Origin of the sequence: Bradyrhizobium sp. 35 (assembly GCF_023073215.1) — a bacterium.
Lineage (GTDB): Bacteria > Pseudomonadota > Alphaproteobacteria > Rhizobiales > Xanthobacteraceae > Bradyrhizobium > Bradyrhizobium canariense_D.
In genome coordinates this window covers 100,607-124,768 of record NZ_JADPJC010000043.1, presented here as the reverse complement: position 1 = coordinate 124,768, position 24,162 = coordinate 100,607, and the positions used below count along the sequence as shown (strand labels likewise).

At 64.3% G+C, this 24,162-nt stretch carries 23 protein-coding genes and 1 pseudogene; 17 read left to right on the top strand and 7 right to left on the bottom strand.

Going from position 1 to position 24,162, the window contains the following annotated elements; translation table 11 throughout:
• Nucleotides 1-6 precede the first annotated feature (6 nt).
• Nucleotides 7-1,548 carry a DEAD/DEAH box helicase gene (locus IVB36_RS07170; protein WP_247391041.1) on the bottom strand — a complete coding sequence of 514 codons (1,542 nt, stop codon included), beginning with the start codon at nt 1,546-1,548 and terminating at the stop codon, nt 7-9.
• A 479-nt stretch (nt 1,549-2,027) separates the two neighbouring features.
• Between IVB36_RS07170 and urtA the strand changes: the two genes are divergently transcribed.
• The 15 genes from urtA (at nt 2,028) to IVB36_RS07095 (ending at nt 16,046) form a co-directional block, all read left to right on the top strand.
• Entirely contained in the window at nt 2,028-3,350 is a 1,323-nt protein-coding gene (urtA, locus tag IVB36_RS07165) for an urea ABC transporter substrate-binding protein (RefSeq protein WP_026232789.1), read from the top strand.
• 84 nt (nt 3,351-3,434) lie between these two features.
• A complete protein-coding gene (urtB, locus tag IVB36_RS07160; RefSeq protein ID WP_247391039.1) occupies nt 3,435-5,042 on the top strand; it encodes an urea ABC transporter permease subunit UrtB in 1,608 nt (535 codons plus the stop codon).
• Nucleotides 5,039-6,217, top strand: a complete 1,179-nt coding sequence (gene urtC, locus IVB36_RS07155) for an urea ABC transporter permease subunit UrtC (RefSeq protein WP_026232788.1) — start codon at nt 5,039-5,041, stop codon at nt 6,215-6,217. The genes urtB and urtC overlap by 4 nt, the downstream gene beginning before the upstream one ends.
• A complete protein-coding gene (urtD, locus tag IVB36_RS07150) occupies nt 6,214-6,975 on the top strand; it encodes an urea ABC transporter ATP-binding protein UrtD (protein WP_018454669.1) in 762 nt (253 codons plus the stop codon). The genes urtC and urtD overlap by 4 nt, the downstream gene beginning before the upstream one ends.
• 3 nt (nt 6,976-6,978) lie before the next feature.
• The gene (urtE, locus tag IVB36_RS07145; RefSeq protein ID WP_007599806.1) at nt 6,979-7,674 is read left to right on the top strand and encodes an urea ABC transporter ATP-binding subunit UrtE; all 696 of its coding nucleotides are present in this window, start codon (nt 6,979-6,981) and stop codon (nt 7,672-7,674) included.
• Between the two features lie 30 nt (nt 7,675-7,704).
• On the top strand, nt 7,705-8,535 hold the full coding sequence (locus IVB36_RS07140) for an urease accessory protein UreD (RefSeq protein ID WP_018454668.1): 831 nt from the start codon (nt 7,705-7,707) through the stop codon (nt 8,533-8,535).
• Between the two features lie 24 nt (nt 8,536-8,559).
• The gene (locus tag IVB36_RS07135) at nt 8,560-8,862 is read left to right on the top strand and encodes an urease subunit gamma (protein ID WP_018454667.1); all 303 of its coding nucleotides are present in this window, start codon (nt 8,560-8,562) and stop codon (nt 8,860-8,862) included.
• Nucleotides 8,863-8,871: 9 nt separating this feature from the next.
• Nucleotides 8,872-9,177, top strand: coding sequence for an urease subunit beta (locus IVB36_RS07130; RefSeq protein ID WP_007599812.1), 306 nt, complete (start codon nt 8,872-8,874; stop codon nt 9,175-9,177).
• 57 nt (nt 9,178-9,234) lie between these two features.
• A complete protein-coding gene (locus IVB36_RS07125) occupies nt 9,235-9,774 on the top strand; it encodes an HD domain-containing protein (RefSeq protein ID WP_026232787.1) in 540 nt (179 codons plus the stop codon).
• 37 nt (nt 9,775-9,811) lie between these two features.
• Entirely contained in the window at nt 9,812-11,527 is a 1,716-nt protein-coding gene (gene ureC, locus IVB36_RS07120; RefSeq protein WP_018454665.1) for an urease subunit alpha, read from the top strand.
• A 142-nt stretch (nt 11,528-11,669) separates the two neighbouring features.
• Nucleotides 11,670-11,969, top strand: a complete 300-nt coding sequence (locus IVB36_RS07115) for a putative quinol monooxygenase (RefSeq protein ID WP_007599815.1) — start codon at nt 11,670-11,672, stop codon at nt 11,967-11,969.
• A 14-nt stretch (nt 11,970-11,983) separates the two neighbouring features.
• Entirely contained in the window at nt 11,984-12,601 is a 618-nt protein-coding gene (locus IVB36_RS07110; RefSeq protein WP_018454664.1) for an urease accessory protein UreE, read from the top strand.
• A complete protein-coding gene (locus IVB36_RS07105; RefSeq protein ID WP_018454663.1) occupies nt 12,582-13,310 on the top strand; it encodes an urease accessory protein UreF in 729 nt (242 codons plus the stop codon). The genes IVB36_RS07110 and IVB36_RS07105 overlap by 20 nt, the downstream gene beginning before the upstream one ends.
• Before the next feature lie 158 nt (nt 13,311-13,468).
• A complete protein-coding gene (gene ureG, locus IVB36_RS07100) occupies nt 13,469-14,092 on the top strand; it encodes an urease accessory protein UreG (RefSeq protein ID WP_026232785.1) in 624 nt (207 codons plus the stop codon).
• Nucleotides 14,093-14,387: 295 nt separating this feature from the next.
• Nucleotides 14,388-16,046 (top strand): HWE histidine kinase domain-containing protein, encoded by a 1,659-nt coding sequence (locus IVB36_RS07095; RefSeq protein WP_018454661.1) that lies wholly within the window; start codon nt 14,388-14,390, stop codon nt 16,044-16,046.
• 7 nt (nt 16,047-16,053) lie between these two features.
• Here the strand turns inward: IVB36_RS07095 and IVB36_RS07090 are convergent, their stop codons facing one another.
• The 5 genes from IVB36_RS07090 to IVB36_RS07070 form a co-directional block, all read right to left on the bottom strand.
• The gene (locus IVB36_RS07090; RefSeq protein ID WP_026232784.1) at nt 16,054-16,683 is read right to left on the bottom strand and encodes a TetR/AcrR family transcriptional regulator; all 630 of its coding nucleotides are present in this window, start codon (nt 16,681-16,683) and stop codon (nt 16,054-16,056) included.
• Nucleotides 16,684-16,750: 67 nt separating this feature from the next.
• Nucleotides 16,751-17,893 (bottom strand): OpgC domain-containing protein, encoded by a 1,143-nt coding sequence (locus IVB36_RS07085; RefSeq protein ID WP_018454659.1) that lies wholly within the window; start codon nt 17,891-17,893, stop codon nt 16,751-16,753.
• Nucleotides 17,894-18,069: 176 nt separating this feature from the next.
• Nucleotides 18,070-18,525 carry a hypothetical protein gene (locus IVB36_RS07080; RefSeq protein WP_018454658.1) on the bottom strand — a complete coding sequence of 152 codons (456 nt, stop codon included), beginning with the start codon at nt 18,523-18,525 and terminating at the stop codon, nt 18,070-18,072.
• Between the two features lie 76 nt (nt 18,526-18,601).
• Complete coding sequence (locus IVB36_RS07075) at nt 18,602-18,973, bottom strand: DUF883 family protein (RefSeq protein WP_026232783.1); 372 nt, start codon at nt 18,971-18,973, stop codon at nt 18,602-18,604.
• Nucleotides 18,974-19,051: 78 nt separating this feature from the next.
• Nucleotides 19,052-20,164, bottom strand: coding sequence for an AI-2E family transporter (locus IVB36_RS07070; protein ID WP_026232782.1), 1,113 nt, complete (start codon nt 20,162-20,164; stop codon nt 19,052-19,054).
• 210 nt (nt 20,165-20,374) lie between these two features.
• Between IVB36_RS07070 and IVB36_RS07065 the strand changes: the two genes are divergently transcribed.
• A complete protein-coding gene (locus tag IVB36_RS07065) occupies nt 20,375-21,193 on the top strand; it encodes a L,D-transpeptidase (protein ID WP_204513289.1) in 819 nt (272 codons plus the stop codon).
• Nucleotides 21,194-21,210: 17 nt separating this feature from the next.
• Nucleotides 21,211-21,864, top strand: coding sequence for a DUF2865 domain-containing protein (locus tag IVB36_RS07060; RefSeq protein ID WP_018454654.1), 654 nt, complete (start codon nt 21,211-21,213; stop codon nt 21,862-21,864).
• 48 nt (nt 21,865-21,912) lie between these two features.
• On the opposite strand, the pseudogene IVB36_RS07055 reads toward IVB36_RS07060, so the two are convergent.
• A pseudogene (locus tag IVB36_RS07055) lies at nt 21,913-24,005 on the bottom strand (methyl-accepting chemotaxis protein).
• Between the last annotated feature and the right edge of the window lie 157 nt (nt 24,006-24,162).

Genomic DNA, 24,162 nt, shown 5'->3' with positions numbered 1-24,162 from the left:
GGACGGCTAGTGCGAATGGGGTTTGCGGTTCGGTTGGCCGTTCGGCCGACTCTCGCGGCGCAAAAAGGCAACGCCTTGTATCCCATCAGACGCCCCGGCGCTATGCGCGGAACGCTGTTCCGGACGGGCGTTTGGCGAAGAATGCGCCTTGCCTCCGGAGCGGCTGCGAGGAGCTGCCTTCGGGCCACTGCCGGGCCTTCCGTCGCCCTGCTTGGCGGCACTGTGGTGGCGCCCGTCCGCATGTCTTTCGTCGGCACGGCGACCGTCAGCGTGGCGTCCCTCACCATGCCTTGCGCCTTGCGGACGCTGGCCCGGGCGGCCCGGCCGACCCTGTCGTTGCTGCTGCGGGGGAGGGCCCGCATCGCGGCGGCCGGCGTCGGTGCGGCGATCCTCACGCGGCAGCGCCACTTTGATCAGCCGCTCGATGTCGCGGAGATAGGCGAGTTCCTCGCCGCCTGCGACCAGCGAGATCGCGGTGCCCTCGGCACCCGCGCGCGCGGTGCGCCCGATGCGGTGCACATAGGTCTCCGGCACGTTGGGCAGATCGAAATTGATGACGTGGGTGATGCCGTCGACATCGATGCCGCGGGCGGCGATATCGGTGGCGACCAGGGTACGGATCTCGCCGGTGCGGAACAGAGCGAGTGTCCGTTCGCGGTGGTTCTGCGACTTGTTGCCGTGGATGGCGCTGGCGGGGATGCCGGCCTTCTCGAGCGTCTTCACCACCTTGTCCGCGCCGTGTTTGGTGCGGGTGAAAACCAGCGCGCGGTTGACCTGCTCCTGCTTCAACAGCTGGGCGAGGAACGCCGGCTTGGCGGAGAAGTCGACCTGGATGATGCGCTGCTGGATGCGCTCCACGGTCGAGGAGACCGGGGTCACCGCGACGCGGGCGGGGTCGCGCAGCATGGCGTCGGCCAGCTCGGCGATGTCCTTCGGCATGGTGGCCGAGAAGAACAGCGTCTGCCGCTTGATCGGCAGCTTGGCGACGATTTTGCGGATGTCGTTGATGAAGCCCATGTCGAGCATGCGGTCCGCCTCGTCGAGCACGAGGAATTCGACGCTGCCAAGCTTCAGTCCGTTGCTCTGCACGAGGTCGAGCAAACGACCGGGGGTGGCGACCAGCACCTCGACGCCCTGCATCAGCGAGCGGACCTGACGGCCCATCGGCACGCCGCCGATGGCGAGCGTCGAGGACAGGCGGATGTGACGGCCATAGGCGTTGAAACTGTCGAGGATCTGGCCGGACAGTTCGCGGGTCGGCGACAGCACCAGGACGCGGGTCGTCTTCGGCTGCGGCTCGATGCGATTCTCGAGCAGGCGGTGCAGGATCGGCAGCGCGAAGGACGCGGTCTTGCCGGTTCCGGTTTGGGCGATGCCGACGACGTCGCGGCCGGTCAGCGCGGTCGGAATTGTCTGGGCTTGGATGGGGGTGGGGGTGACGTAGTTCTCTTCGGTGAGAGCACGGGCGATGGGCTCGGCGAGGCCGAAATCCTGAAACGAAGTCAAAAGATGGGTTCTTTCCATGTCAAAAGCGGGCGCCCGGCGCATTCGGCGCGGCGCGCGCAAAAGGGTGTCGAGTGGGACACCTGCGTGTTTGGGGTGTCGGATGGCTTGATGGGATGGGGCAAGCCAGACGCCCGTAAGGGCTTAAGAACACGCGGCTCGCAACGGTCTCCTGATTCGCAAGAGACCTCGACCTCATATGGAACATTGAGGCGGCGCTTTCAAGGCACGCCCCACAGAAACGGCGATCGCGGTGCAGAAATAGTTATGCCGGAAATTTAGCCAGAGTGACAAATTTGCTCAGAAAATAACCTGCCTGCCGCATTCGCATACATTAGAGTTGCTCAATGTTTAGGCGGCGCGGCCTGTGCGATACTTCGTTTTCTGTCAATTTCACCAGCAAAAACAATCGGTTGAAGGGTGTCTAATCCATGGCACAGTTCTTGCGAATCCGTTAATCGCAGGCGGCCGTTGGGGCCGTTTCGCAGCGTTTTTCACGTCTGCGTCAGGGAGATGAGACACTCATGCATAGCAAATCCACTCACGATATAGCGGCGCCATTTAGCCGCCGTGGCGTTCTCGCCGCGACCGCCGGACTGATGCTTGGTCTGGCTTCCATTTCTGGTGCGAAAGCCGCGGACGACACCATCAAGGTCGGCGTGCTTCACTCCCTCTCCGGCACCATGGCCATCAGCGAAACCACGCTGAAGGACACCATCCTCTTCCTGATCGACGAGCAGAACAAGAAGGGCGGCGTCAACGGCAAGAAGCTCGAAGCCGTGGTCGTCGATCCCGCTTCGAACTGGCCGCTGTTCGCCGAGAAGGCGCGCGAGCTGATCACCAAGGACAAGGTCTCGGTCGTGTTCGGCTGCTGGACCTCGGTGTCGCGCAAGTCGGTGCTCCCGGTGTTCAAGGAGCTGAACAGCATCCTGTTCTACCCCGTGCAGTACGAGGGCGAGGAGAGCGAGCGCAACGTGTTCTACACCGGCGCCGCGCCGAACCAGCAGGCAATCCCCGCCGTCGACTATCTGATGAAGGACGAGAAGGTGAAGCGCTGGGTGCTCGCGGGCACCGACTACGTCTATCCGCGCACCACCAACAAGATCCTGGAAGCCTATCTGAAGTCCAAGGGTGTCGCCCAGGAAGACATCATGATCAACTACACGCCGTTCGGTCATTCCGACTGGCAGACGATCGTGGCCGACATCAAGAAGTTCGGCTCGGCCGGCAAGAAGACCGCTGTGGTCTCGACCATCAACGGCGACGCCAACGTTCCTTTCTACAAGGAGCTCGGCAACCAGGGCATCAAGGCGAAGGACATCCCGGTCGTCGCGTTCTCGGTGGGTGAGGAAGAACTCGCCGGCATCGACACCAAGCCGCTGCTCGGCCATCTCGCCGCCTGGAACTATTTCCAGTCGATCAAGTCGCCGGAGAACGAGAAGTTCATCAAGGCGTGGCAGACCTACACCAAGAATCCGAAGCGCGTGACCAACGATCCGATGGAAGCGCACGTGATCGGCTTCGACATGTGGATCAAGGCGGTCGAGAAGGTGAAGTCGACCGATCCGGACAAGGTGATCGATGCGCTCCCCGGCATCGAAGCCAAGAACCTGACCGGCGGCACCTCCAAGATGCTTCCGAACCATCACATCACCAAGCCGGTGTTCATTGGCGAAATCAAAGCCAACGGCCAGTTCGACGTGGTGTGGAAGACCCCGGGTCTTGTCGCGGGCGACGCCTGGTCGAAGGAGCTCGACGGCTCCAAGGACCTGGTCGGCGACTGGGTCGGCAAGAAGTGCGGTAACTTCAACACCAAAACCAACAAGTGCCTCGGTTCGGGCTCCTGATCCGGATCTGACGCTCCATTGCACGATCGGAGAAGGCGGCGATCCCGCCGCCTTCTCCACCCTTTTCTGCCGGGGTCTTTCACAGTGCCAGCCAATTTGTCCGCCCGCCTCTGTTCGCTCCTGCTCTCGTTCTTCCTGATCGCGTTCGCACTGCCGGCCTTGGCCGGCCCGTTCGAGGATGCGGTCGCCAAATTCGCCAACGACGATTATTCCGACACGGAGGAGGCGATCGGCGTGGTCGCAAGCAGCGGCAATACGCTGGCCTTTCCGATCATCAGCGCGCTCCAGGACGGCCGGCTCATGGCCGACCCTGATAGCAAGAAGGTTTACGTCAGCGGCACCGACGGCAAGTCGATCGATGCCACGACCGGTCAGGCCGTGGCCAGCGTGCCCGACAGTGCGAGCGCGGTCCGCCTCAACAACCGCCTTCGCCGCAGCGTCGATGCGGCGATCGGCAGCCTGACGCTGCAGTCACCCGAAATCGGAGCGCGGCTCCAGGCCGCGCAATCCGTCTTCAAGTCGCATGAGGAGACGTCGCTCGAAGCGGTCGATGGCGCGCTCGCCAAGGAAACCAACCGATCCGTCAAGGCTGCGCTGGGCGACGCCCGCGCGGCGATCCTGTTGTTCAAGCCGGATGCCACCGAGCTCGAGAAGCTCGAAGCCGTTGCCACCATCAAGGCGCGCGGCGACCAGGAGGCGATGGCGCTGCTGACCGGCATGGGCGACCAGCCGGCCTCGGTGACCAAGGCTGCCGCGAGCGCAATCGGCTCGATCCAGAGTTCGCTCGCGGTCTGGTCGATGGTGCAGAATGCCTGGTACGGCCTCTCGCTCGGTTCGGTGCTGCTGCTTGCTGCGATCGGGCTTGCCATCACGTTCGGCGTGATGGGCGTCATCAACATGGCCCATGGCGAGATGGTGATGATCGGGGCCTACACCACCTTCGTGGTGCAGGAGGTGATCCGTACCCGCTATCCCGTCCTGTTCGACTATTCGCTGCTGATCGCCGTGCCGCTCGCCTTCCTGGTGGCCGGCGCGCTCGGCGTCGTGATCGAGCGCAGCATCATCCGCTTTCTCTATGGCCGTCCGCTGGAGACGCTGCTGGCGACCTGGGGCCTGTCGCTGGTGCTGCAGCAGGCCGTGCGCACCATGTTCGGCCCGACCAACCGCGAGGTCGGCAACCCCTCCTGGATGAGCGGCGCGTTTGAGATCGGCCAGATCACGGTCACCTATAACCGGCTCTGGATCCTTGTCTTCACGCTCGCGGTGTTCGTCATTCTGCTCGCGATGCTGCGCTACACGGCACTCGGGCTCGAGATGCGCGCGGTGACACAGAACCGGCGCATGGCGGCTTCGATGGGCATCGCCACTTCGCGGGTCGACGCGCTGACTTTTGGTCTCGGCTCGGGCATTGCGGGCATCGCCGGCGTGGCGCTGTCGCAGATCGACAATGTCAGCCCCAATCTCGGCCAGAGCTACATCATCGACAGCTTCATGGTCGTGGTGTTCGGTGGCGTCGGCAATCTCTGGGGCACGCTGGTCGGCGCCTTCACGCTCGGCATCGCCAACAAATTCCTGGAGCCGGTCGCCGGCGCCGTGCTCGGCAAGATCGCCATCCTCGTTCTCATCATCCTGTTCATTCAAAAACGGCCGCGCGGCCTGTTCGCGCTCAAGGGCCGCGCGGTGGAAGCATGACCCCTCACATGCTGACGCGATCGCTGGACCGCGGCGCGACCATCTTCCTTGCCATCGTCGTGGCCTGCGGCATCCTCATCCCGCTCTCCAACCTGCTGCTGCCCGCAGGTTCGTTCCTGCAAGTGCCGACCTATCTCGTCGCGCTCTGGGGCAAATATGTCTGCTACGCGATCCTGGCGCTCTCGATCGACCTGATCTGGGGCTATTGCGGCATCCTCTCGCTCGGTCACGGTGCCTTCTTCGCGCTCGGCGGCTACGCGATGGGCATGTACCTGATGCGGCAGATCGGCAGCCGCGGCGTCTACGGCAATCCGATTCTGCCGGACTTCATGGTGTTCCTGAACTATTCGAAGCTGCCCTGGTACTGGTACGGCTTTGACATGTTCTGGTTTGCCGCGCTGATGGTGCTGATCGTGCCGGGCCTGCTCGCCTTTTCCTTCGGCTGGCTCGCCTTCCGCTCGCGCGTCACTGGCGTGTATCTGTCAATCATCACCCAGGCGATGACCTATGCACTGCTGCTCGCCTTTTTCCGCAACGATTTCGGCTTCGGCGGCAACAACGGCATGACCGACTTCAAGGACATCTTGGGCTTCAACGTGCAGGCCGAGGGCACGCGTGCTGCGCTGTTCGCGCTGAGCTGCCTGGCGCTGATCGCCGGCTTTCTGATCTGCCGCGCCATCGTCTCGTCCAAGCTCGGCAAGGTGCTGATCGCCGTGCGCGATGCGGAATCGCGCACGCGCTTCCTCGGCTACCGGGTCGAATCCTACAAGCTGTTCGTGTTCACAGTGTCGGCCTGCATGGCCGGCGTCGCCGGCGCGCTCTATGTGCCGCAGGTCGGCATCATCAACCCGAGCGAATTCGCGCCGGGCAATTCGATCGAGGCCGTGATCTGGGTCGCGGTCGGCGGCCGCGGTACGCTGGTCGGCGCCGCGCTCGGCGCCGTCGTCGTCAACTACGCAAAGACGTTCTTCACCTCCGGCATGCTCGCGCCCTACTGGCTGTTCATGCTGGGTGCCATGTTCATCCTGGTAACGTTGCTGCTGCCTAAGGGCATCGTCGGCACTTTCAACGCCTGGTGGGACTCGTCGAAGGAAAGGCGCGACGCCGCGACCATTGCGAGCGCCGCGGCCGAAGACGGCGTCACCCAACCCAAAATGGCGGAGGAGGCGCAATGAACGTCATGGACACCCGCGCGACCTCCGCAATGCTGTATCTCGACGGCGTGCACGTCTCGTTCGACGGCTTCCACGCCATCAACAACCTCTCGTTGACGCTCGAGCCCGGCGAGATGCGCGCCATCATCGGCCCGAACGGCGCCGGCAAGACCACGATGATGGACATCATCACCGGAAAGACCAAGCCCGACGAAGGCACCGTGCTGTTCGACGGAGTCACCGATCTGACGCGACTGGACGAGACCCGCATCGCCGAGCTCGGCATCGGCCGTAAATTCCAGAAGCCGACCGTGTTCGAGAGCCAGACCGTGCAGGACAATTTGCTGCTCGCGCTCAATGTCGACCACAGCGTCAAGGGTACGCTGTTCTGGCGCGGCAGCCGGGCGGAGGCCGAGCAGATCGACAAGGTGCTGGAGACGATCCGCCTCACCGATGCCCGCAACCGTCTCGCCGGCAGCCTCAGCCACGGCCAGAAGCAGTGGCTCGAGATCGGCATGCTGCTCGCCCAGGATCCGAAACTACTGCTCGTCGACGAGCCCGTCGCCGGCATGACCGACGTCGAGACGCATCTCACCGCCGAGCTGCTCAAGGAAATCAACAAGACCCACACCGTGATGGTGGTCGAGCACGACATGACATTCGTGCGCGAGCTCGGCGTCAAGGTCACTTGCTTGCACGAGGGTACCGTGCTCGCGGAAGGCACCATCGACCAGGTCTCGTCCAACGAGCGGGTCATCGAAGTTTATCTGGGGCGCTGAGCGATGCTTGAGGTCAAGGACATCAACCTGTTCTACGGCGCGGCGCAGGCACTACGCGGCGTGTCGATTGCGGCCGAGCCCGGCAAGGTCACCTGCGTGCTCGGGCGCAACGGCGTCGGCAAGACCTCGCTCCTGCGTGCCATGGTCGGGCAGTACCCGATCTCCTCGGGCGCCATCGTGCTCGACGGCAACGATATCACGGGCCTGAAACCCTATGAGCGCGCGCGCAAGGGTATCGGCTTCGTGCCGCAGGGGCGCGAGATATTTCCGCTTCTGACGGTCGAGGAGAATCTCAAGACCGGCTTCGGGCCGCTCAGGCGCGAGGACAAGCACATTCCGGACGACGTGTACTCCCTGTTTCCGGTGCTGCAATCCATGCTCGGACGGCGTGGCGGCGATCTCTCCGGCGGCCAGCAGCAACAGCTCGCGATCGGGCGCGCGCTGGTGATGCGGCCGAAGCTGCTGCTGCTCGACGAGCCGACCGAGGGCATCCAGCCCTCGATCATCAAGGACATCGGCCGTGCCATCTCGTACCTGCGCAATCTCGGCAACATCGCCATCGTGCTGGTCGAACAATATCTCGACTTTGCCTGCGAACTCGGCGACAGTTTTGCGGTGATGGATCGCGGCGCGGTGAAGTTCACCTGCGACCGCTCCAATCTCGACGCGAGCGAAATCAGCCGCCAGATGGCGCTGTAGGCCATTCTGCCGCGACCGGCTGGGGGGCGGATGCGCAGCGACGTTCTAACGGCATCTTCGGTGTTCGACGCCAACCGTGCCCGCGGCGCGGTGCGCTTCGACGTCCACGCGCGCGACGGTGTGACACGTCGCGGGATATTGCATGAGTCCGGCTCCCTGCGCGTGCGCTTCCCTTCGCCGGAGGACGAGGGGCTCTCCGGCGTGTTCGTCAACACGGCCGGTGGTGTCGCCGGCGGCGATCGCTTCGACATCGAGATCGCTGCCGCAGATGGTTCGAAGCTGACGCTGACGACGGCGGCCGCGGAAAAGGTCTATCGCGCGCCCGGTCAGGCGGCGGAGCTCAATATCGCACTGAACGTTGCCGCAGGCGCACATCTCGGCTGGCTGCCGCAGGAGACGATCCTGTTCGACCGCGCGCGCGTGCGTCGTCGCTTCGACATAGACCTCGATGCGACTGCCTCGCTCCTGCTGTGCGAGATCGTGGTGTTCGGCCGTACCGCGATGGGCGAACGGATGGAGCAGGGTGAGTTCGTCGATCGCTGGCGGCTGCGTCGCGGCGGCAAGCTAGTGTTCGCCGAGACCGTCAGGCTCGACGGCAATATTGGCGCAAAGCTTGCGCGATCGGCGGTGGCCAGGGGCGGCGCTGCGATTGGCACGGCGCTGATCGTGCCCGGCGACGAGGCCCTGATCGAGCGCATCCGCGAGGCCTCGGAATCCTTCGCCAGCGAGGTCGGGATATCCGCCTGGAATGGCTTTGCAATGGCGCGGTTCTGTGCCCAAGATGCGGCGCGTCTGCGCGCAGACATGATGACCGTGCTGGCGCGCACCGGCGCGGCGCTGCCGCGGCTCTGGTTGAATTGACGAAGTGAACGGAAGAGATTTCGTATGAACCTGTCTCCTCGCGAAAAGGACAAGCTTCTGATCTCGATGGCGGCGATCGTGGCCCGCCGCCGGCTGGATCGCGGCGTCAAGCTCAACCATCCGGAGGCGATCGCGCTCATCTCCGATTTCATCCTCGAAGGCGCGCGGGATGGCCGCACCGTCGCCGAGTTGATGCAATCGGGTGCGCAGGTTCTCACCCGCGACCAGGTGATGCCGGGCATTCCCGAGATGATCCACGACATCCAGGTCGAGGCGACGTTTCCGGACGGGACCAAGCTCGTCACTGTGCACGAGCCGATCAGGTAGGAGCGAAGCATGATCCCCGGCGAACTCTTCATCCAGGACGGCGAGATCGAGCTCAACGCCGGCCGCAAGACGGTGACGCTGACGGTCGCCAACACCGGCGACCGCCCGATCCAGGTCGGCTCGCACTACCATTTCTTCGAGACCAACCCGGCCCTGAAGTTCGACCGCAAGAAGGCCCGCGGCATGCGCCTCGACATCGCCGCCGGCACCGCGGTCCGCTTCGAGCCCGGCCAGACCCGCGACGTCCAACTCGTCGCGGTGGCCGGCAAGAAGACCATCTACGGCTTCCGCGGCGACGTGATGGGGAAGCTGTGAATTCCACAGGAACGAGCGTGGCGCGGCATGGTTGAGGCGAAAACGGAGGACTTTGCCATGCTGTCACCTGTCCGCCTCGTCTCCGAAGCCGCCGAACTCGCCGCGCGCCGTCACAACGGCATGGCGCGCAAGGGCCGCGGTCATGAGCCTTACATCAACCACCTCGCCGAGGTCGCGAACCTGCTTGCGACCGCGACCGACGGCGCCGACGCCGAACTGGTTGCAGCCGGCTGGCTGCATGATGCGATCGAGGACACCGACACCACGCGCGAGGAGCTCGCGCAAAAATTCTCCGACCGTGTCGCGTCGCTTGTCGACGAGTGCACCGACGATATGAGCCTGTCGAAGCCGGAGCGGCGGCGGCGTCAGGTGCTCGACGCACCGAAAAAATCGGCTGGCGCCAGGCTGATCAAGATCGCCGACAAGATCAGCAATATCGGCGCGCGCGTACATTCGGATCCGACGGCCGAGGAACGTGACGATCTCGTCGATTATACCGACTGGGCCGAACAGGTTGTCGCTGGTTGCCGCGGCGGTAACTCTTGGCTCGATACGACCTTCGACGACATGGTGCTCACAGCGAGAACCTCTCTGTGAGCACCGATCCAGAATTCAAACGCAAACGGGGCTTGTGATGTCCGTCAAAATAAAGCGTTCCGTCTATGCCGACATGTTCGGCCCGACCACCGGCGACAAGGTGCGGCTGGCCGACACGGATCTCATCATCGAGGTCGAGAAGGACTTCACCAGCTACGGCGAGGAAGTGAAGTTCGGCGGCGGCAAGGTGATCCGCGACGGCATGGGCCAGTCGCAGGTCACCAACAGGCAGGGCGCGGCCGACACAGTCATCACCAATGCGCTGATCGTCGATCACTGGGGCATCGTGAAGGCCGACGTCGCGATCAAGGACGGCATGATCGCCGGCATCGGCAAGGCCGGCAATCCCGACATCCAGCCCGGTGTCACCATCATCATCGGCCCCGGCACGGACGTGATCGCGGGTGAAGGCAAGATCCTCACCGCGGGCGGCTTCGACAGCCACATCCATTTCATCTGTCCGCAGCAGATCGAGCACGCGCTGATGTCGGGCGTCACCTCGATGCTAGGGGGCGGCACCGGCCCCTCGCACGGCACGTTCGCCACCACCTGCACGCCGGGGCCGTGGCACATGGGGCGGATGATCCAATCGTTCGACGCATTCCCGGTCAATCTCGGCGTCTCCGGCAAGGGCAACGCCTCGCGGCCCGCCGCGCTGGTCGAGATGATCAAGGCCGGCGCCTGTGCGCTGAAGCTGCACGAAGACTGGGGCACCACGCCTGCCGCGATCGACAATTGCCTGTCGGTCGCCGACGACTACGACATCCAGGTGATGATCCACACCGACACGCTCAACGAATCCGGCTTCGTCGAGGATACGATCAAGGCGTTCAAAGGCCGCACCATCCACGCCTTCCACACCGAGGGCGCCGGCGGCGGTCACGCCCCCGATATCATCAAGGTCGCAGGGCTGAAGAACGTGCTGCCGTCCTCGACCAACCCGACGCGGCCCTTCACGCGCAACACCATCGACGAGCATCTGGACATGCTGATGGTGTGCCACCACCTCGATCCCTCGATCGCGGAAGACCTGGCGTTCGCCGAAAGCCGCATTCGCAAGGAGACCATCGCGGCCGAGGACATCCTGCATGATCTCGGCGCGCTCTCGATGATCTCCTCGGACTCCCAGGCCATGGGCCGCCTCGGCGAGGTCATCATCCGGACCTGGCAGACCGCCGACAAGATGAAGAAGCAGCGCGGTTCGCTGCCGCAGGACAAGGGCAAGGACAACGACAATTTCCGCGTCAAGCGCTACATCGCCAAATACACGATCAATCCCGCGATCGCCCATGGCGTTTCGAAGCTGATCGGCTCGGTGGAGAAGGGCAAGCTCGCCGATCTCGTGCTGTGGTCGCCGGCCTTCTTCGGCGTCAAGCCGGATTGCGTCGTCAAGGGCGGCATGATCGTCGCCGCTCCCATGGGCGATCCCAACGCCTCGATCCCGACCCCGCAGCCGGTGCATTATCAGCCGATGTTCGGCGCCTTCGGCAAGGCGCGCACCGCGTCCTCGGTGGTGTTCACCTCGAAGGCCGCCATCACCGGCGGCCTCGCGCGTAAGCTCGGCATCGACAAGAAGCTCTATGCGGTCCAGAACACCCGCGGAAAAATCTCGAAGAAAAGCATGATCCACAACGACGCCACGCCCAATATCGAGGTCGATCCTGAGACCTATGAGGTCCGCGCCGACGGCGAGCTTTTGACCTGCGCCCCCGCCGAGGTGCTGCCGATGGCGCAGCGATATTTCATGTACTGAAATAGCGCCTCAACGCATGTCCCAGGACCATGTCCTGGTCGCATATCCGGGAGCGGCTTTTCCGGGTTTTGCGTTCGATCCCGCCTGGTCTAAGGTCCCGCCCGGTATCTGAAGCCCAGAAGAAAAGCCGGGAGGATTTCTCGTGATCTACGTCGTCGCCACCTTGACCATCAAGCCTGAAACGCGCGCCGAATTCATTGCAGCCGCCACCGCCTGCATCAAGGAGACGCGGAAAGAGCCCGGCAATATCGCCTATGATCTGCATGAGAGCGTCACCGATCCCGCCAAGATGGTGTTCGTCGAGCAGTGGGAGAATGCCGAGGCGCTGGTGCCGCATCGCGCCATGGAGCACATGAAGACGTTCGGCCGCGTCGCGGTGAAGTGTTTTACGGCGCCGCCGAAGATCGAAGTGATCACGCCCGAGAAGGTCGAGACACGGTAACGGGGTAAACGCGGATGATCCGGGCGACGCAGGTCAGGGGACAACACCGCTTCGCGGAAGCGCCGGCGGATACGGTCGTGCTCGATTTCGACGATCGGCACCGCCGCCGCATGGCAATGACGGGGACGCGGGGACTCGAGTTCCTGCTCGACCTGGAGAATGCCGTCGCGCTGCGCGGCGGCGATGCGCTGGTGTTGGAGGACGGCCGGCTGGTCGAGGTGGTCGCTGCGCCCGAGCCGCTGCTCGAGATCCGCGGCCACGATCCGCACCACCTTATTCGTGTCGGCTGGCATCTCGGCAATCGCCATCTGCCGACGCAGATCATGGCCAAGAGCCTGCGCATCCGCCGCGACCACGTCATCGAAGCCATGGTGAAGGGCCTCGGCGCGCGCGTGATCGAGATCGAGGCGCCGTTCGATCCCGAAGGCGGCGCCTATGCGGATGCCGGACATGCGCATGGACACGACGACCACGCGCATCACGATCACGGCCACGATGATCATCACGGTCATGATCACCATCATGATCATGCCGCACATGGCGACGGTCACGATCACCATCACCACCACGACGAGCATTGCGATCACCCGGACCATCACCACGGCCACAAGCATGCTCATGACCACAAATGAGCCGGTCGCGGCCCGCGACCTCGCGGAGTGCGAGGCGGCGGCGCTGTACCGGTTGATGACCTGGCTGTCGCCGGCGTTTCCCGTCGGGGGCTTTTCCTACTCCAGCGGCATCGAATGGGCGGTCGAAGCCGGTGACATCAACGACACCGCGTCGCTGGCGGACTGGCTCGATGCGATGCTTCGCGATGGCTCTGGCTTCTGCGATGCGACGTTTCTGGTCCACGCCTATCGCGCCACTGAAGCGGGCGAGGGCGACACCTTGGGCGATATCGCCGAGCTCGCCGCGGCCTTCGTGCCGTCGCGCGAGCGGCAGCTGGAGACGACATCGCAGGGCCGTGCCTTCATCGACATCGCCCGCGCCGCGTGGGATGCAGACGGGCTGGATGCGATGGTTGCGGCATGCCGTACGCCACTGGTCTATCCCGTTGCCGTTGGCGTGGTCGCTGCGATGCACGGCGTGCCGCTGGCGCCGACGCTGCACGCCTTCCTGCATGCGCTGGTCTCGAACTGGATTTCCGCGGCCAGCCGGCTCATTCCGCTCGGCCAGACCGACAGCCAGCGCGTGCTGGTGAGGCTGGAAGCCGCGGTTGCCGCGACGGCGAATCGTGCGCTGAATGCGACATTGGACGATGTCGGCGGCGCGACGTTCCGCGCCGACCTCGCCAGCGTGCGGCACGAGACGCAATATACGCGGCTGTTCAGATCTTGAGCGGGTTCGTCGCTTTCACTGTCGTCCTGGCGAAAGCCAGGACCCATAACCACGGGTGCGCGTGGTTATGCACAGATGTGGCTGCAGCGTGCCGTGACAATCGGATTCAGTGGTAACGGGTCCTGGCTTTCGCCAGGACGACGATAGGAAAAAAAGCAATGGCTACATCTCACGGCCCCTTGCGTGTCGGCATCGGCGGTCCGGTCGGATCGGGCAAGACTGCGCTGATGGACCTGCTCTGCAAGACCATGCGCGAGCGCTACGACATCGCCGCGATCACCAACGACATCTACACCAAATGGGATGCGGAATTCCTGGTACGCTCGGGCTCGCTGACGCCGGATCGCATTGCCGGGGTCGAGACCGGCGGCTGCCCGCACACCGCGATCCGCGAGGACGCCTCGATGAATCTCGCCGCGGTGGCGGATATGCGCGCCAAGTTTCCCGGACTCGATCTCGTGCTGATCGAATCCGGCGGTGATAACCTCGCTGCCACTTTTTCCCCGGAGCTCGCCGATCTCACCATTTACGTCATCGACGTGGCGGCCGGCGACAAGATCCCGTCCAAGGGCGGCCCCGGCATCACCCGGTCCGACCTCCTTGTCATCAACAAGATCGACTTGGCGCCCCATGTCGGCGCCTCCCTGGAAAAGATGGAGACGGACGCCAGGCGGATGCGCGGCGAGCGGCCGTTCGTCATGACCAACCTGAAAAAGAGCCAGGGGCTGGACCGCATCATCGGCTTCATTGAGGCCAAAGGCGGCTTGAAACGGGCCGGCTGACCGGCGCGACGACCTAACGCAGGCGTTTCCCCGTTAACACCGTGGGCAGAGCCGTGTCCGCGGAACAAATTTCGGTCACGGCAATTGATTACCTCCGGTGCCCGGAGCAAATCCAACTCGGCCGGACCATCGGCGGGCCGATTTAAGCTTCTCAGGCGACCAAGTTGCGTACCGATGCCTCCTCCTTCATTATCTCGGCGATTGGGGTTCACCCTGTTTCGGCACGTGCCCGTTCGAGCGGCGTCCATATGCTCCGTATTTATTGCCGACCTCCTGCTTTCGCCTGAGTAGTCGCGTGGTCCGGCTGGGTTTCATCATCGGCTTCATTGCTCTTCTCGGGGCCTTGCTCTCCGGGCTTGCGGCTTATCGCGTCCACGACCAGGAGCTGGCGCTGGACCGGATCGCGCTGGCGCGCGCGATCGATGTCCATGCGAGCCTGGTCCAGGACCGGCTCACCGAGCGCGAACTGCTCGCGCGGGTTGCCTCCGGCCTGTTCCGGGCGCCGTCGGTGCTCAAGCCCAACATGCTCGAGCCGCTGCGCTCGGCCATCTACGCCTTCAAGACCGATTTCGTGGTGGCGGGCTGGGTCGCCCGCCTGAAGCCGAACGAGCTTGCCGCAGCACAAGCCGCGATCGCGAGCGCCGGCTTCCCCAATCCGCGAATCCGCAGCTATGAGGACAAGCCGATCGATCCGGCAGGTGTCACCCAGCCGATCGATGTGCTGATGGATCTCGAGCCGCGCAGCAACGAGACCAAGGGGCTGCCCGGCCGCAGTTACGACCAGGATCAGGTGCGCGGCGCCATGCTGGCGCGCGCCAGAGTGGAGAAGAGGTCGGTTGCCTCAGAACCGGTTGCCCTCCTGCGTGGCGACGGGTCGATCGGCATCATTGTGGCGGCTCCCGTCATCCCGGAGGGCGCGACGGAGCCGGCGGGCTTCATCACATTTTCCTATGAGCTCTCTTCCCTGATGCTGACCAACGACGACATGTCGTTGTTCGCGGTTGCGCTGAAGGATCCGCGCCGGGAGGGTGGCGAGTTGGTCGCCAACGATCAAGGCGTGGTCTCGGCCCGCCCGACAGCGGCCGATGGGCCGGCGCCGTCGGCGACGCGCACGGTGAGCTTCGGTGGTCGCGACTGGCAGCTCGGCTATTACGCCAAGACCAATTCGGCGCGCCGCGCCGAGCAGACTGCGATCATCGTGGCGGCGATCGGCCTTGCGATCACCGCGATGGTGTGCGGCCTGTTCGGCTATGTCGCCTACAACAATTTGCGGCTCAGCCGGGAAATCCAGGTCAGAATCGGCTTCGAGCGCCGGCTGACGGCTGTCATCGACGAGCTCAACCATCGGGTCAAAAACATCCTGGCGGTGATCCAGTCGATCGTGACCCGCACGCTGCGCCATGGCTCCGACATCGATGTCGCGCGCGAGCTCCTGATCGGCCGCATCCACGCCATGTCCAACGTCGTCTCGCTGCTCAGCGAGAGCCAGTGGCAGGGTGTCAAGCTGAAGGGCCTGTTCGAGGCGCGCGCCATCCCGCATGCCGACCGCATTGCCGTCACCGGTCCTGATATCGCAGTCAGCGCGCGCGCGGCGCAGAGTCTGTCGCTGCTGTTCTTCGAGCTCGCCTCGCACTCCGACGAGGGCCTGTCGCTTGTCGGCAAGCATCCGCACATCACTGCCAATTGGACGGTGACGAACGAGGGGTCCGGCGAGGTCTTCTATTTCCGCTGGGAGGAGTTCAACACCAGCGAAGCGACGCGCCGCCCCGATTCCGACTTCGGCCTGATCCTGCTCGACCGCGTCGCGCCCGAGGCGCTCGGCGGCACCGCCAAGCGCTATTTCACCGATGTCTCCTATGTCTACGAGCTGACCGCGCCGATGGAGACGGTCGAGGACATGACCGAGCGCGACCGCACCGACAAGCTGTCAGCACCGATCCGGCCTGCGCGGTAATTCGAGGCTAGCTCTTCGGCCGCAGCACGAGGTCAACCAGGGTCCGCGCGTAGGCCGGCGTGATCGGCGCGATGCCGAAGACGTAGCGGTAGAACAGGCTGCCATAGATCGCGTCGTAGAGATCCTGGGGCGGTGCTTCCGCCAGAATGCTGCCGTCGTTCTGGCCCGCGGCGATCATCTCGATCAGCGCGTCGCGGCGGAATTGCAGGTAGCGGGCGTAGAACAGCTCCGCCGAGCCGGTCTTGGAGATGCATTCGGAGATGACGGCGAGCTGGACCTTGCCGAACTCGCCCTGGAGGGCTTCGGCATAGGCGGCGGCATGGCGGCGTGCGCGCGCGGCGGGGCTGCCCGAGCTTGCATGCGGCAGCGGCAGCATCTGCGCGGCATGGTGAAGAAAGGCGTCGATCAGCAAGGCTTCGCGCGACGGCCACCATTTGTAGATCGTCATCTTGGAGACGCTGGAGTGGCGCGCGATCGCGTCAATGGTGGTGGCGGCAAGGCCGGTAGTGGCCATCAGCGCATAGGCGCTTTGGAGAATGGCGTTGGTGGTCTCGATCGACCTTGGCCGGCCGCGCCGGGGCGCGCCGTCGGCTCCCTCATCCCCGCCATTCGCCATCACCACGCCCGGCCTCCCCATGCAATCCGCTGCCGCTCCGCATAGCCCAGCCGTAATGGCCGGCCTAGGGGAATCGGAAGGTGCCGGGTTAGGCCTGTTGCCGCAAGGCCGCGGGCAGGTCCTGCCGCTTCGACCAGGCGATGTAATATGCGACCGCGGCCATCGCCGCGAAGCCGGCCAGGCTCACGGCAATCTGCATCACCACCAAATTGGCGCCGGTGATCAGGATGAGATGGCCGGCAAACGACAGGAACACGCCGACGCAGAACACCGCGAGCCATTCCTCGCCGCATCTGATCACCGCCTGAAGCGGCTTCAGTCGCAGGCCGGGATGATCGGCCGGGACGAAATATGTCGCGAGGAAAGCGAGCGCGAGGAAGTGGACCACGCGATAGGGGGCGAGGTCTTCCTTGTCGGTCGGCGTGATGGTGTTGAGCGCGATATCCGGCAAATAGGCCGCTAGCGTCGGCGAGTGTCGCATCAGCGTGATTGCCATCGCGAATACGAGATAGGCGCCTGCGAGCACGCGCAGCCAGGACAGGCCATGCAGCGCGCGGCCCGACGTGCCGGTCACGGCAAACCAGCCGCCCAGCACCATCAGCATCTGCCAGCAGAACGGGTTGAAGGTCCACTCCTGGTCCGGATAAACCCGGAAATTCCAGCCGAACCAGCGCGCCGCAACGTACAGCGCGACCGACGCCGCCAGCGTCAGGTTCGGACGCCGCAACAGCCCCCACAGCGCGAGTGGAAGGAGGGCCATCAGCGGGATCATCAGCTGAAGAAGATCGAGGTTCAGCGGCTCTTCCTGAAGCACCAGTCCGCGTATCAGGATCCGCAGCGGATGCTCGATGATGCCCGAGATGTTGTATTCGTTGATGATCTCGGGCGCCATCGATTGCGAGGCGACATAGGCGATGGCGTCGATGTAGATCACGAACAGGACGACATAGGCGGCGTAGAGCCGCCACATGCGCTGGAAGATGCGCGTCGCCGCGACGACGTAGCCGCGCTCCAGGGCGATCTTGCCGTGAATGATGGCCATGCCATAGCCGGCCACGAACACGAACAAGTCTGCGGCGCCGCTGAAGCCGAAATTGCGCAGCGTCAGCAAATTGACGACGTTGTTCGGGATGTGGTCGACGAAAACCGACCAGTTGGCGATACCGAGCGTCAAATAGAGCCGGGGGTCGTGTTGAAATGCGGCGAGGTTCGCCTGGACGGACGGTTTCATCGAAAAAATGGCTTTTGGAATCAGGGGCGCTGCTTTTAGCGGCAACCGCCTGCCTATCCGAGTAGCGTTTGCGTGATGGCGCAGGCAAACGGCGCGAAATTGGCGCGGGGCCGCCGGTGCCGATTGGATAGGCGCGTTCGCGGGACCCGTGACGAAATTTTCTAACCCGGTAGCTGCTACTCGGCAGGCTCAGCCGAGGCCTCGTCGGGTACGCCGGCGCGGCTCGCCATGAGTCCGAGGGCGACGCCGCCGATCGCCAGGATCGGCAACAGCCGCTTGATCCCGATGGCGCGAACGATCTGGAGACCGGTGGCGAGCAGCATGGGGTCCGCGAGCATGCTCGAGGCCGCCGATTTCGTGGCGCGCTCGGCCGCGATATGAGCTTGCTTGCGCAGCTGCCGTTTGTAGACCCAATAGCTCACCGCCGCGGTGAGGGTCAGCAGAAAGAAAATGCCCGCACCGGCGAGGCAGGCCTGCACCGGACCATATTTGTTGAGCACCGAAATGAATGCCGCCGCGCACAGGAAGCACGTGGTGATGAAGAGTGCGAACGCCGCGCCTGCTGCCAGCGAGGTCAGCCGCACAGTGGTGCCGGTGGATGCGCTGATCCCGTCGATGATGCGCTGAAACATGGTCTTGCTCCTCAGATCCCCACAAGCCGGCACCGGCGGCGCCGCTGCGCCACCGTCTCGATACCCGTTCGCGATCTCAGCGACGCCAGACCGCGCCGATCAGGAAGCCGATGCCGAGCGCAAGCCCGACGGTCGCGAGCGGCCGCTGCGTGATCGCGTCCTCCAGCGTCTCCTCGATCGAGCCGTAGGCCTCCTGTGCCGCGCCCATCATCGCGCTGCCGCGTTCCGACATGTCGTCGATCGCGGAATCCACGTTTTCGCGCGCTTGGCTATAGCCGCGGCGGGCTTGCTTGCTGGAGGAGTTGGCAAAAGTATTGAGCGCGTCGGTGATCTGATCAGTGAGGGCGGCGATATCGCTTTTCACGGCTGCTACATCCTTCTCGAGGCGTTCTCTGGTGGCTTTGTCGGTCCAGTCTCTCATCCCGGCTTCGGCATTGGTGGTGGACATCAGGGGCTCCGGGCTGTTGACGGTTGAGACAGCCGGGAAACGTTTCGTCGTGGTGTAAGTTCCGTTCACGGAAACCGGTCAGTCCTGCGGGAGCTGCGGCGAATCCTCAGGCAACAGATGCTCCTTCAGGATCAGGGCGACGATCAGCAGCGGCGACGACAGGAACGCGCCCATCGGGCCCCACAGCCAGGTCCAGAACGCCAGCGCCAGCAGCACCGCGAGCGCATTGAGCGCCAGCCGCCGGCCGATGATGGTCGGCGTGACGAAATGTCCCTCCAGGAAGGTGATGCCGCCAAAGGCGAGCGCCGCCATCAGGCCGCCGCTGACGGTCGGGAAGGTGACCAGCCCCACCACGACCAGAATGGCGAACATGGCCACCGGTCCGATGATCGGAATGAAATTGAGGGTGGCCGCCAGCGCGCCGAGGCCAGCCGGATTGGGCATTCCGGTGAGGGCGCAGACGATTCCGGCGGCGACGCCGACGCCGACGTTGATCAGGGTCACAGTCAAAAGGTAGTTGCCGAGATGGACCTCGATCTCGTTGAGGATGCGAAGCGTGCGCAGCCGTGCGTCGTGATCGCTGAAGGTCATGATCATTGCCCGTCGCAGGTCGCGCCAGCTGGCGATGAACAGGATCAGGGTGACGAAGAACAGCAGGAATTCGGTAAAGGTCGGTGACAGGAATTCAATCGTTGGCTGCACCCACTCGAATTTCGGCATCTGGAAGCTTGGCAATCCCTCCGAGCCGCCGAGCATCGTCTGCAGCTCTCGCCACAGCGCCAGCGGCCGGTCGAACACGTGGACCTTGTCTTTCAACTGCGCGCCGAGTTCGGGCAGGCGCGAGCTCCATTCCATCGCCGGCGAGGCGATCAGCGCGACGATGAAGCCGACCACGGCGGTCACCGCGAACACGATCAAGACGGCGGCAAGCCCGCGCGGCACTTTCCGGTACTCCAGAAAGGTCGCTGCCGGCGAGAGCATCGTGCCGGTGACGAACGCCATCACGACAGGCAAAAAGAACGCCTTTCCGACATAGAGCACCGCGACGATTGCGATGAGGAGCAGTCCGGCGAGCGAGAAGGCGACGAGTTCGGTGCGGCGGATCACCGGCGGGAGTTCGCCGTGGCTCTCGGGAAGCGGAGTGCCTTCGCCATTGCCGGGAGTCATACGTTCACTGGGAAGGACGCGCACAATACCTCTCCGGCACGGAGACTTCAGTCCTCGCGCCCATGACCAGGGGAGAACGTCCTCGCGCCCTGCGGGTTCCATCGCGGCTTCGCGAAGAAGCGCTCGCTTGACTCTGACGTCGCTGCTGCATCCCGCCGCGGAACTTGTAGCGGTTGGACCGCGTTGAACAAACCAGCGCATCACCCTGATGCAGGCATCCACACGGGGCAGCACATGACGAAGTTCTCTGCAGTCCGACGCCGCTTATCGCAGCGCCGCATCACCGCTTTTGCCTTTGCAACCGCTTTGCTGGCAGTGCCGTTCGGCGCCGCAAGCGCACAGACGCTGGGCTACACCTATCCGCAAGATCAGGCTTACCCGCAGGACCAGGGCTATTCGCAGGGTTATGCGAGCCCAAGCTATGCGAACCAGGGCTATGCGAACCAAGGCTATGCAAGTCAGAACGCGCAAGCGCCCGACGAGGATGCCGCGCTGCCAGATCGCCTGCGCAGGCAGATTGTCAGCTTCGACCGCAGCGAGCCGGCCGGCACCATCGTCATCGATACCAACAATACTTACCTTTACTATGTGCTCGGCCAGGGCCGCGCGATCCGTTATGGCGTCGGCGTCGGCCGCGAGGGCTTCACCTGGTCGGGCGTGCAGAGCGTCAGCCGCAAGGCGGAGTGGCCGGACTGGCATCCGCCGGCTGAGATGATCGCGCGCCAACCCTATCTGCCCCGCTTCGTCGCTGGTGGCCCCGGCAATCCGCTCGGCGCCCGTGCGATGTATCTCGGGTCGAGCGAATACCGCATCCATGGCACCAACGATCCCACCACGATCGGGAAGTTCGTTTCGTCCGGTTGCATCCGCATGACCAATGAGGATGTCACCGACCTGTTCGGCCGTGTCAATGTCGGCGCCAAGGTGGTCGTGCTACCGAAGAACGCGCCGCTGATGGCGAAAGGCAGTGATTCCGTGCGCAAGCGCCCAGCCGTGACCGCGCTGCCCTCAGGCCGGCAGGCGCTGAACATTTCGAATTCGGCCGTGAACTAAGGGTCGAGTGAGGTCACATGAAGAGACGTTCGATCGGCAAACTCGCCGGGGGCGCGGCGGCGTTCGTCGCCATTGCCTCCTTCGGCCTCGCGCTGACGCCATCCGCCCATGCGGAGGACTTTTTCTCGGCGCTGTTCGGCGGCTTCCGCGGACGGCCGGCGCCCGAGATTCGCATGCCTTTCCAGACCGATGACACGCCGCGCTACGACCCGCCGCGCCAGCGGGCCTCCTACGGTGGCGGCACGGCCTATTGCGTGCGCGGCTGCGACGGACGTTATTTCCCGGCGCAGGGAAACGATTCCGAGAGCAAGGCGCAATCCTGCAAGAGCTTCTGCCCGGCCTCGGAGACCTCGCTGGTCTATGGCGGCAACATCGACGACGCGACGACGGATAAGGGGAAATCCTATTCCGACCTGCCTAACGCGTTCCGCTATCGCAATGAGATTGTTGCAGGCTGTACCTGCAACGGCAAGGATCCGGTCGGGCTCGCTCAGGTCAAGGTCGACGACGATCCCACCTTGCGCAAGGGCGACATCGTCGCGGGCGCGGACGGCCTGGTGGTCGCCAGCCGCAATGCCAACGACCGCCGCGGCGTCGCGATGAATTTCTCGCCGCTGCCCGACTCGGTTCGCGCAAGATTCCGCCAGGTGCCGGTGGTGGCGAAGGAATAGGCCTCAACGTCGTCCTGGCATTCGCCAGGACGACACCAAGAGTGTGGGCTATGCCGCCCGGATCTTGCCGAGGAAGTCGCTGACGTCATGGCCGAGCTGGCGGCTCTGGCTCTCCAGCATCTCGGAGGCGTGTTTCACGTTGTCGGCGGCAGCGGCAGCAGCGTCTGCATCGGATTTGACGCCGGTGATGTTGTCCGAGACGTTCTTGGTGCCCTGCGCCGCAAACTGGGTGCTGCGGGTGATCTCTTGGGTGGCCGCTCCCTGCTCCTGCACGGCGGCGGCGATTGCGGTCGCGACCTCGTTCACTTCGCCGATGATGCCGCCGATGGTCTGGATGGCGCTGATGGCGTCGGCCGCGACCTTCTGGATGTCGGCGATCTGCTCGGAGATCTCCTCGGTCGCCTTCGCCGTCTGGCTCGCCAGCGACTTCACCTCGGAGGCGACCACGGCAAAGCCGCGACCGGCCTCGCCGGCGCGGGCCGCCTCGATCGTGGCGTTAAGCGCGAGCAAATTGGTCTGCTGCGCAATGGTGTTGATCAGGCCGACGACCTCGCCGATGCGGCCGGCCGACTTTTGAAGTCCCTGCACGTGCCGTCGGTCTCGCGCGCCTGGGTCACGGCGCGGCTGGCGATGCCCGCGGCATGCGCGGCCTGCTGACTGATGTCGTTGATCGAGGCGCTCAGCTCTTCGGCGGCGGCGGCGACGCTGTCGACGCTCATGGAGGCGTCATTGGAGGCCTTGCCGGCGATCTGCACGCGGTCGTTGGTCTGCCGCGACACCGCGGAGAGATCGCCCGAGGTCTTGCGCATCTCGCCAGAGGCTTCGCTCAATTCGCCGAGCGTTTTGCGCACCGCGCCCTCGAACTCGCCGACATAGGTCTCGACCGCGCGCTGGCGCGCGGAGGCGCCCGCATTGCGTTCGCGCTCCTGCGCCTCGATCGTGAGCTTGTCGTTGGCCTGCTGCTTGAAGGTCTCCAGCGCGCCGGCAAGCGCGCCGATCTCGTCGTTGCGGTCGAGATAGCCGCTATCGACGGCAAGGTCGCCGCCGGCGACCTTCAGCATGGCGTCCCGGATGGTGTTGAGCGGAGTGATGACGCGGCGGCTGACCAGCATGATCGCGCCGACGGCAAGCCCCACGGCGAGCGCCAGCAGCGTAAGCTGCACGATCAGTGCGCGCTGTGCGGCGCCGCGCTGCTCCTGCGTGTGGATCTTGGCAGCATCGAGCGCACCTTCTGCCACTGTGACGGCGCTCGCCATACGGGCGACCGTGAGCGGGCTCCATTGGTTCGCCGTCATCTCGGGCTTCTCACCCTTGACCAGCGCGTCCGTGAGACGGTCGCGCAAGGCCAGATATTGCGGCTCGAAATACGAGGTCTTGGCGGAGGCCATCGCGGAGGCGAGCCCCGACGGCAACTGCATGCCGGACGTCGACAGCTCCAGCGCCTTCCACATCGCGCTCGTGCCGCCGACATGTTGGGTATAGGCGTAGCGGCCCTCCGTCGTGATCTTGCCGGCGGCCAGCCCGGTCGAGACGATCAGCGATGCTTCGCCTGCGGTGTTGCGGAGCAGCCAGGCGTTCTGCTTGATCGACAGCAGCTGGTCGATCGCGGCGTCCAGGTGATTGACCGTGGCGGCCAACGTGTTCGAGAGCTTGTCGAGCGTGTCGAGCAGGCCCTGCGTTGTCTCCATATATTCCTTGGGCAGACCGGCGCGGCGTTGGTCCTTCGGCTTGGCTACATCCTCCCAGAACTGCTTCTGCTCCTCGATCAGCAGCTTGTAGAGGCGCGCAAGCTCCGGTACCAGCGTGCCTGATTGCGGAAAGTCCATGGCCGGCAGCAGCTCGATCGCGCGCGCCATGGCGGGCATTTGGGCATCGCGCAGCGCGCGCAGATATTTCTCGATCTCGCCGTCCATCGGCTCGGTCGCATTCAGGAGGCGGACCGTGGTCGAGCGGTCGGTGCGCAGATTGTGCATCGCCTTGAACAGATCGGCGGACGTGTCGGCGATCTGCGAGATGCGGTTGGCGGTCTTCAGGCGATCCCAGGACTCGTAGGCGGTGAGCGAGAGCGCGATCACCACGCAGATCGACGTGATCGCGATCACCGCCTTCAGCAGCGCGGATACGGTCAGTCGATTCAGCATCGAAGTCCCCCAATTCCCAATACAAAGTTCGTAAAGGCGCCCCGGCAACAGCAGAAAAAGGGGCCCGTCAGACAAGGCAATCGCATGCCGTTTGCGGCTCAGGGCCCAAACGGTTTCCGCATCTGAAAGGAAAAGGGTAAAGTTTTCAGCAGGCCGG

Coding starts and splice junctions, on each gene's coding strand:
- IVB36_RS07170 (WP_247391041.1), bottom strand. CDS start 1,548: ATGCGCCGGGCGCCCGCTTTTGACATGGAAAGAACCCATCTTTTGACT.
- urtA (WP_026232789.1), top strand. CDS start 2,028: ATGCATAGCAAATCCACTCACGATATAGCGGCGCCATTTAGCCGCCGT.
- urtC (WP_026232788.1), top strand. CDS start 5,039: ATGACCCCTCACATGCTGACGCGATCGCTGGACCGCGGCGCGACCATC.
- urtD (WP_018454669.1), top strand. CDS start 6,214: ATGAACGTCATGGACACCCGCGCGACCTCCGCAATGCTGTATCTCGAC.
- urtE (WP_007599806.1), top strand. CDS start 6,979: ATGCTTGAGGTCAAGGACATCAACCTGTTCTACGGCGCGGCGCAGGCA.
- IVB36_RS07140 (WP_018454668.1), top strand. CDS start 7,705: ATGCGCAGCGACGTTCTAACGGCATCTTCGGTGTTCGACGCCAACCGT.
- IVB36_RS07135 (WP_018454667.1), top strand. CDS start 8,560: ATGAACCTGTCTCCTCGCGAAAAGGACAAGCTTCTGATCTCGATGGCG.
- IVB36_RS07130 (WP_007599812.1), top strand. CDS start 8,872: ATGATCCCCGGCGAACTCTTCATCCAGGACGGCGAGATCGAGCTCAAC.
- IVB36_RS07125 (WP_026232787.1), top strand. CDS start 9,235: ATGCTGTCACCTGTCCGCCTCGTCTCCGAAGCCGCCGAACTCGCCGCG.
- ureC (WP_018454665.1), top strand. CDS start 9,812: ATGTCCGTCAAAATAAAGCGTTCCGTCTATGCCGACATGTTCGGCCCG.
- IVB36_RS07110 (WP_018454664.1), top strand. CDS start 11,984: ATGATCCGGGCGACGCAGGTCAGGGGACAACACCGCTTCGCGGAAGCG.
- IVB36_RS07105 (WP_018454663.1), top strand. CDS start 12,582: ATGCTCATGACCACAAATGAGCCGGTCGCGGCCCGCGACCTCGCGGAG.
- ureG (WP_026232785.1), top strand. CDS start 13,469: ATGGCTACATCTCACGGCCCCTTGCGTGTCGGCATCGGCGGTCCGGTC.
- IVB36_RS07090 (WP_026232784.1), bottom strand. CDS start 16,683: ATGGGGAGGCCGGGCGTGGTGATGGCGAATGGCGGGGATGAGGGAGCC.
- IVB36_RS07085 (WP_018454659.1), bottom strand. CDS start 17,893: ATGAAACCGTCCGTCCAGGCGAACCTCGCCGCATTTCAACACGACCCC.
- IVB36_RS07080 (WP_018454658.1), bottom strand. CDS start 18,525: ATGTTTCAGCGCATCATCGACGGGATCAGCGCATCCACCGGCACCACT.
- IVB36_RS07075 (WP_026232783.1), bottom strand. CDS start 18,973: ATGTCCACCACCAATGCCGAAGCCGGGATGAGAGACTGGACCGACAAA.
- IVB36_RS07065 (WP_204513289.1), top strand. CDS start 20,375: ATGACGAAGTTCTCTGCAGTCCGACGCCGCTTATCGCAGCGCCGCATC.
- IVB36_RS07060 (WP_018454654.1), top strand. CDS start 21,211: ATGAAGAGACGTTCGATCGGCAAACTCGCCGGGGGCGCGGCGGCGTTC.